4 protein-coding genes and 1 pseudogene are annotated in these 7,850 nt (G+C 64.5%); 2 read left to right on the top strand and 3 right to left on the bottom strand.

Annotated elements, in window-relative coordinates:
• Window positions 1-242, top strand: a pseudogene (locus EOD07_RS14635) (DNA polymerase IV); the annotation flags it as partial.
• Window positions 243-246: 4 nt separating this feature from the next.
• Here EOD07_RS14635 and EOD07_RS14630 read toward each other — a convergent pair.
• On the bottom strand, window positions 247-750 hold the full coding sequence (locus EOD07_RS14630; protein WP_127235981.1) for a hypothetical protein: 504 nt from the start codon (window positions 748-750) through the stop codon (window positions 247-249).
• A gap of 218 nt (window positions 751-968) precedes the next feature.
• Here EOD07_RS14630 and EOD07_RS14625 point away from each other — a divergent pair, with 218 nt between their 5' ends.
• Window positions 969-1,856, top strand: a complete 888-nt coding sequence (locus tag EOD07_RS14625) for a DMT family transporter (protein ID WP_127235980.1) — start codon at window positions 969-971, stop codon at window positions 1,854-1,856.
• Window position 1,857: 1 nt separating this feature from the next.
• On the opposite strand, the gene dnaE is transcribed toward EOD07_RS14625, so the two are convergent.
• A complete protein-coding gene (gene dnaE, locus EOD07_RS14620; protein ID WP_127235979.1) occupies window positions 1,858-5,385 on the bottom strand; it encodes a DNA polymerase III subunit alpha in 3,528 nt (1,175 codons plus the stop codon).
• Window positions 5,386-5,505: 120 nt separating this feature from the next.
• Window positions 5,506-7,518 (bottom strand): acetyl/propionyl/methylcrotonyl-CoA carboxylase subunit alpha, encoded by a 2,013-nt coding sequence (locus tag EOD07_RS14615; protein ID WP_127235978.1) that lies wholly within the window; start codon window positions 7,516-7,518, stop codon window positions 5,506-5,508.
• Window positions 7,519-7,850: the final 332 nt, after the last annotated feature.

Here is a 7,850-nt window from a genome sequence, read left to right as displayed (position 1 = left end):
ACCTGTTGCGCCGCGAGACCGACGGCACAAAATTCCGCCTGCTCGGCATCGGCGTCAGCGACCTCTCCGACGACGAAAAGGCCGATCCGCCCGATCTGGTCGACCTGCAGTCGCGCAAGCGCGCGCTGGCCGAAGGCGCGATGGACACGTTGCGCGACAAATTCGGCAGGAAAGCCGTCGAGACCGGCTATACATTCGGCAAGGGCCGCGCCGCCAATCCGCCCGAGCCGCTCGAAGAGTGAAGCATCAGCTGCGCTTCAGATCGATCCGGCTCGTCACCACCATCTTGCCGGTCGCCGGATCCATGTCGGTCACCGTCATGCGCATGTTGTCCGGCCCGACCTTCTCGACCGTCAGTTCCGCGTCGCGGTCGCCATTGACGATTTTCGCCCAATGGATGTCGAGATTGATCGCGTCGCCCTCGCGGCTTCCGCTCAGCCCCGCGGGCCCGCTGCGCGAGCCGATATAGGTGCCGGTATAGCGCGCCCCGCGGACCTTCAGGTCGGCGCGGATCTCGCGCGACATGATCAGCAACGCGCGGCAGGTGCCGTCAAGCGACAGCGAGTTGGCCGTTGCATCCGAGGTGAAGGTGCAATTGATGTTCATCACCGGCGTGTTCGTTCTGATCCTGACTGTCCCCTTGCCGGAGAACTTTCCCTGCAGCGAACGCAGAAAGGCCGCCTCGTCGGCATGCGCGCCCGTCGCGCACAAAAGGCAGGCGGCGGCCAGCATGGCGGCAGTCGATTTCATCAAGGCGTTCCCCTCTCGCGATCACCAGACAATTCCAGGAAAAGCATGACACGGCTTCGGCCGGCACCTTCCGAAGGAAGCGTGGACTTAACGGGCGCCGCGGCCGCAAGGTTCCGCCGTCGCCATGACGGTTTTTTGACACCCCTGTTCGCTGGCCCAGTGGAATGACGCCACTAACGGTTGCGGCCCAAGTCCAAGCTTGCGACATAGGCGCCCAAATGGCGCCCGCTCCCTCGATCCCAAAAGCCGCATTCTGGATGGCTCTGTCAATCGCCTCGATGCTGGCGATGTCGGTTGCCGGCCGCGAGACGACGGCCGAGCTCAACGTCTTCCAGGTCCTGGAACTGCGCTCGGTGATCGGTTTCTTCATCCTTTTGCCGCTGGTGATGATGAGCGGCGGCTTTGCCGCGATGCGCACCCAGCGCCCGTTCGCCCACATCGCCCGCAACATCATCCACTACACCGGCCAGGCCGCCTGGCTCTATGCGCTGACGCTCATTCCGCTCGCCGTGCTGATCTCGATCGAGTTCACCACGCCGATCTGGACGGCGATATTCGCGGTCAGCTTTCTGGGGGAAAGGCTTTCGCGTTCGAAGCTGACGGCGATCGTGCTTGGCCTGATCGGCGTGGTCGTCATCGTGCGGCCCAGCGCCGGTTCGATGGATCCCGGCCACCTCGTCGTCCTGGGCGCCGCGGTCTGCTTCGGCATCTCCATGGTGCTGGTCAAGTCGATGACCAAGACCGAAAGCGTGGTGCGCATCATCTTCTGGATGCTGATCATCCAGTCGGTGGTCGGCCTCATCCCGGCTCTCTACAGCTGGCACACCCCCTCGCCCGGCCTCTGGCCGTGGATCTTCGTCATCGCCTTCACCGGCATGTCCTCGCATTTCTGCCTGGCCCGTGCGCTCACCCACGCCGACGCCACCATCATCTCGCCGATGGATTTCCTGCGCGTGCCGCTGACGGCACTGGTCGGCTGGCTGCTCTATCACGAGCAGATCGACGTCTTCACCGCCGGCGGCGCGGCGCTGATTCTGGCCGGCAACCTGCTCAATCTGCAGCGCAAGACGCCGCGAGTGGCTGAGGCGGAAGCGGCGACGCCTTGAGCTAGACCAGTTCCACCTCGACCACACCAGGCACCGCGCGCATAGCCGATGCGACCTGCGGCGAGATACGGTAGCGGTTGGGCAGTTCGATCTCCACCTCGCCCTGCCCTGCGTCCTTGATCAGCACGAAGCTCACCTGCCCTTCGCCTTTGACCGAAAGCTGGTTGGCGAGCGTGCCGAGTGGTGCTGCGTCGCGCACGAAGATACGCAGCGCCTTCTGGATGCGGCTTGCTTCGTCCTCCAGCGACTGCACGGTCTGGATACGCAGATTGATGCCTTCCGGCCGGTCTTCGGCCGAAACGGTGATCACCACCGAGCGCCCCGGCTCCAGCATGTCGCGATACTGTGCCAGCCCTTCGGAGAACAGCACCGCCTCGTACTGGCCCGTCGTGTCGGAAAACTGCACCACGCCCATCTTGTTGCCGGTGCGGGTCTTGCGCTCCTGCTTGGTGGTGACGGTGCCGGCGAGCCGCCCGGCGGCGGCGCCGCGTTTCACTGCCGCGGAAAACTCCGCCCAGTTCTGCACCCGCATCTTCTGGAGCGCCGCCTTGTACTCATCCAGCGGATGCGCCGAGAGGTAGAAGCCCACCACCTGGAACTCGCGGTGCAACCGGTCCGCGGCAAGCCACGGATCGGTCGCGGGCAGATTGAGCGCCTGCGACTGGCTGCCGAGCGATGCGCCAAAGATATCGGCCTGGCCGGAGATGGCGTTTTGCTGCGCCAGCGAGGCCAGCCCCATCATCCGCTCGACGCCGGCCATCATCTGCGCGCGGTCGTGCCCGAAGCAATCGAGCGCGCCGGCCATGATCAGGCTTTCGAAGACGCGCTTGCCGACGATCTTCGGATCGACCCGTTCGCAGAAATCGGCGAGGTTCTTGAACGGCTTCTCGCCGCGCATCTCGACGATGTGCTCGACCGCCGCGTCGCCCACGCCTTTCAGCGCCGCCAGCGAATAGAAGATCTTGTTCTCGCCGACCTCGAAGGGACGGAAGCTCGACATCACCGACGGCGCCACCACCTCGATGCCGAGGCGCATCGCGTCCTGGCGGAAATCGGCCAGCTTGTCGGTGTTGCTCATGTCGAGCGTCATCGACGCGGCCAGGAACTCGACCGGGTAATGCGCCTTGAGATAGGCGGTCTGGTAGGAAACGACGGCGTAGGCAGCCGCGTGCGACTTGTTGAAGCCGTAGTCGGCGAACTTGGCCAGAAGATCGAAGATGAAGTCGGCCTGCGGCTTGGAGACGCCGCGCTCGACCGCGCCGGAAACAAAGCGCTCGCGCTGCTTGTCCATCTCGGCGCGAATCTTCTTGCCCATGGCGCGGCGCAACAGGTCGGCCTCGCCCAGCGAATAGCCAGACAGCTGCTGCGCGATCTGCATCACCTGTTCCTGGTAGACGATGACGCCTTGCGTCTCCTTCACCAGATGGTCGATCTTGGGATGGATCGAGGCCATCTCCTCCTCGCCATGCTTTCTGGCGTTGTAGGTCGGGATGTTCTCCATCGGGCCGGGGCGGTAGAGCGCCACCAGCGCGATGATGTCCTCGATGCAGTCCGGACGCATGCCGATCAGCGCCTTGCGCATGCCGGCACTTTCAACCTGGAACACGCCGACCACTTCACCGCGCGACAGCATGGCGTAGGTGTCCTTGTCGTCGAGCGGGATCGTGGCGAGATCGATGTCGACGCCACGACGGCGGATGAGCTTCACCGCCGTTTCCAGCACAGTCAGCGTCTTCAGGCCAAGGAAGTCGAACTTCACCAGCCCCGCCTGCTCGACATATTTCATGTTGAACTGGGTGACCGGCATGTCCGAGCGCGGATCGCGGTACATCGGCACCAGCTCGGACAACGGCCGGTCGCCGATGACGATGCCGGCGGCGTGCGTCGAGGCGTGGCGGTAGAGGCCTTCGAGCTTCTGCGCCGTGTCGAGCAGGGTCTGGACGATCGGCTCCTTCTCCGCCTCCTCGGCGAAGCGCGGTTCATTGGCGATGGCGTCCGCGAGCTTGACCGGATTGGCCGGGTTCTGCGGCACCATCTTGGAGAGCTTGTCGACCTGGCCGTAGGGCATCTGCAACACGCGGCCGACGTCGCGCAGCACCGCGCGCGCCTGCAGTGTACCGAAGGTGATGATCTGGCCGACCTGGTCGCGCCCGTATTTCTGCTGGACGTAGCGGATGACTTCCTCGCGCCGGTCCTGGCAGAAGTCGATGTCGAAGTCCGGCATCGAGACGCGGTCCGGATTGAGGAAGCGTTCGAACAGCAGCGAGAAACGCAGCGGGTCGATATCGGTGATGGTGGTCGAATAGGCGACCAGCGAGCCGGCGCCCGAACCGCGCCCCGGCCCAACCGGAATGCCTTGCGATTTGGCCCATTTGATGAAGTCGGCGACGATCAGGAAGTAACCGGGGAACTTCATCTTCTCGATGATGCCGAGCTCGAATTCGAGCCGCTCGCGATATTGCTCGACGGTATAGCCCGGCGTCGGCCCATGCGCCGCAAGCCGCTTCTCCAGGCCCTCTCGCGCTTGCCGGGCAAGCTCTGCCGCCTCGGCTTTCTCGGCCGCGTCCTTGTCGGCGGCGTCGGCGCCGGTGAAGCGCGGCAGGATCGGGCTGCGGTTCTTCGGATAGTAGGAACAGCGCATGGCGATCTCGACCGTGTTGTCGATCGCTTCCGGCAGATCGGAGAAGAGTCGAACCATGTCCGCCTGGCTGCGCAGGAAATTGTCCGGTGAAAGCCGCCGGCGATTGTCCGCGGCCACGACCGAGCCTTCGGCGATCGCAATCAGCGCGTCATGCGCCTCATAGTCCTCGCGCTTGGAGAAGAACGCCTCGTTGGTGGCGACCAGCGGCAGGTCGTTCGTGTAGGCCAGGTCGACCGTCGACTTTTCGACCATCCGGTCGTAGCCGGCGACGCGTTCCAATTCGACATAGAGACGGTCGCCGAACAGGCCCTTGAGGAAAAGCAGCCGTTGTTTGGCGAGGTCGCGCCGGTCCGCTTTGAGCGCGCTGCCGATCGGGCCGCGCGGGCCGCCGGTCAGACAAATCAGTCCGTCGCACCGGCCTTCCAGCGTGGCGCTGGTAAGGTGCACCGGCTCGCCGGGCGGCGTCTCGAGATAAACCTTGCTGATCAGCCGCACGAGATTGGCATAGCCAGCCTCGCTGGCGGCGATCAGCACGACCGGCGACATGTCCGGCCCAAGTCGTCGGCGGTCGCGCTGGCCGTCTGTCGCCTCGCCGGAAAAGGCGAGATCGATCTGGCAGCCGATGATCGGCTGGATGCCGTCCTTGACCGCCTTCTGCGCGAATTCGAGCGCGCCGAACAGGTTGTTGGTGTCGGTGACCGCGATCGCCGGCGCCTCGTCCTTGACGGCATGGCCGACGATCGCGCCAAGCTGCAACGCGCCTTCGAGCAGCGAATAGGCCGAGTGCACGCGCAGATGGATGAAGGTGCGTGCCGGCACTTCCGGCCGCGCGGCCTTCACGGCTGCTTCGCGCTGCAACGGGTCGCGTGGAAGTCGTTCATCCGCCATGTGTTTTCGCGCTGTCCCAAAGACTCAAAATCCATGCAGATGTATTGTCCCGGACGGGGCCATGCCAGTCCAGCACAAAAGACCCGCAGGCACAGGCTTGCGGTCCGGTACCGGCTCTTCTCAGGCGAACTCCATGATCACGGCATCGACCGCGAGGCTATCGCCGGGCTTGGCGTTGAGCTTGGCTATCGTGAGGTCACGTTCGGCGCGCAGCACGTTCTCCATCTTCATCGCTTCGACCACGGCCAGCGTCTCGCCGGCCTTGACCTCCTGGCCCTCGGCGACGGCGATCGAGACGACGAGACCTGGCATCGGGCAGAGCAGCATCTTCGAGGTGTCCGGCGGCAGTTTCTCCGGCATCAGCCTTTCAAGCTCAGCCGTGCGCGGCAGCATGGCGCGCGCAGTCACCGACATGCCTTTCCAGGCAATCCGCAGCCCGTTCAGCGCGGGGCGGATCTGCGCGGCGATGCTGTCGCCGCCGACCGTGCCCTGCCAGATCGCGTCGCCCGGCCGCCAGTCGGAGGCGACCGTCAACGGCTTGCCGCCGTCGATCGACAGATCGACCTCCATCGGGATGGAAACCATGCCGTCGACGATCTCGACCGGCAGATAGCCAGCGTCGATCTTCGCCACCCAGTCGCGCTTGAGATGGCCGGAATGCGGCGCCAGCCTGCCGCTCAGGCGGTCGAGCCGGTCGCGGCGCAGCAGTTCGATCGCCGTCGCGACGGCGGCGAACACCGCCCTCTCATCGCCGTCCGGCGCGACCGGCGCGAAGCCATCGGGGTATTCCTCCGCGATGAAGCCGGTCGACAGCCGCCCTTCACGCCAGCGCGGATGCTGCATCAGCGCCGACAGGAACGGGATGTTGTGCTCGATACCGTCGACGACGAAACTGTCCAGCGCCTGCGACATGGCGTCGATCGCCGCCAGCCGGTTCGGCGCCCAGGTGCAGAGCTTAGCCACCATCGGGTCGTAGAACATCGAGATTTCCGACCCTTCGGCGACGCCGGTATCGTTGCGGATGACGATGTCGCCGAACGTGCCTTCTTCCGGCGGCCGGTAACGGGTCAGCCGGCCGATCGACGGCAGGAAATTGCGGAAAGGGTCCTCGGCGTAAAGGCGGCTCTCCACCGCCCAGCCGTTGAGCTTCACGTCGCTCTGCTTGATGCCGAGCTTCTCACCGGCTGCGACACGGATCATCTGCTCGACCAGGTCAATGCCGGTGACCAATTCGGTCACCGGGTGCTCGACCTGCAATCGCGTATTCATTTCAAGGAAGTAGAAATTCTTGTCCTTGTCGACGATGAACTCGACCGTGCCGGCGCTTTGGTAGTCAACGGCTTTCGCCAGCGCCACCGCCTGCTCGCCCATTGCCTTCCTGGTCTTGGCGTCGAGGAATGGCGAAGGCGCCTCCTCGACCACTTTCTGGTTGCGGCGCTGGATCGAGCATTCGCGCTCGCCAAGGTAAAGGGCGGTGCCATGCGCGTCGGCCAGCACCTGGATCTCGATGTGGCGAGGGTCGACGACGAACTTCTCGATGAAGACGCGGTCGTCGCCGAAGGAGCTTTTCGCTTCCGAACGCGCCCGCTCGAAACCGTCGCGCACCTCCGCCTTGCTCCAGGCGATGCGCATGCCCTTGCCGCCGCCGCCAGCCGAGGCCTTGATCATGACCGGATAGCCGATCTCGCCGGCGATCTTCTCGGCATGGTCGGCGTCTTCGATGACACCCAGCCACCCAGGCACGGTCGAGACCTTGGCCTCGCTGGCGAACTTCTTCGATTCGATCTTGTCGCCCATCGCCTTGATGGCCTTGGGCTTCGGCCCGATGAAGACGATGCCTTCCTTCTCCAGCGCCTCGCAGAAGGAGGCGCGCTCGGACAGGAAACCATAGCCCGGATGCACGGCCTGCGCGCCGGTTTCCTTGCAGGCGGCGATGATCTTCTCAGGCAGCAGATAGCTCTGCGCCGCCGGCGAAGGCCCGATATGCACCGCTTCGTCGGCCATTTCGACATGCACGGCGTCGCGGTCGGCGTCCGAATAGACGGCGACCGTGGCAATCCCCATCTTGCGCGCCGTCTTGATCACGCGACAGGCGATCTCGCCGCGATTGGCGATTAGGATCTTCTTGAACATTCGGATGTCGTTCCTCCGGCGAAGCGGTCCAGTTCTATGGACAATTCCGGCGCGCCTCAAGTGTCCGCGGGTCGGCTTCCCCGGCTGGTGCCGATTGCGGAAACCGCGCCGAAAAACGTCGCAAGAGACGTTGGCCGCCGACGCGGAACTCGCTAAGCTTACCCCAACATCAAAGGGATGGCAGGCTGGCATTCGCCACGGGCAGCTTGCCGTTAGCTAAAACTTACAGATCGTTGGGAGGAGTGCCTCATGAAAACGCGTGCCGCCGTTGCTGTTGGTGCCGGAAAGCCGCTGGAGATCATGGAGGTGGACCTCGAGGGGCCGCGCGAGGG

It is taken from the genome of Mesorhizobium sp. M2C.T.Ca.TU.002.02.1.1 (genome assembly GCF_003997225.1).
Note: the sequence above shows the minus strand (reverse complement) of the source record. Positions and strands in the feature narration are given on the sequence as shown.

Coding starts and splice junctions, on each gene's coding strand:
- EOD07_RS14630 (WP_127235981.1), bottom strand. CDS start 750: ATGAAATCGACTGCCGCCATGCTGGCCGCCGCCTGCCTTTTGTGCGCG.
- EOD07_RS14625 (WP_127235980.1), top strand. CDS start 969: ATGGCGCCCGCTCCCTCGATCCCAAAAGCCGCATTCTGGATGGCTCTG.
- dnaE (WP_127235979.1), bottom strand. CDS start 5,385: ATGGCGGATGAACGACTTCCACGCGACCCGTTGCAGCGCGAAGCAGCC.
- EOD07_RS14615 (WP_127235978.1), bottom strand. CDS start 7,518: ATGTTCAAGAAGATCCTAATCGCCAATCGCGGCGAGATCGCCTGTCGC.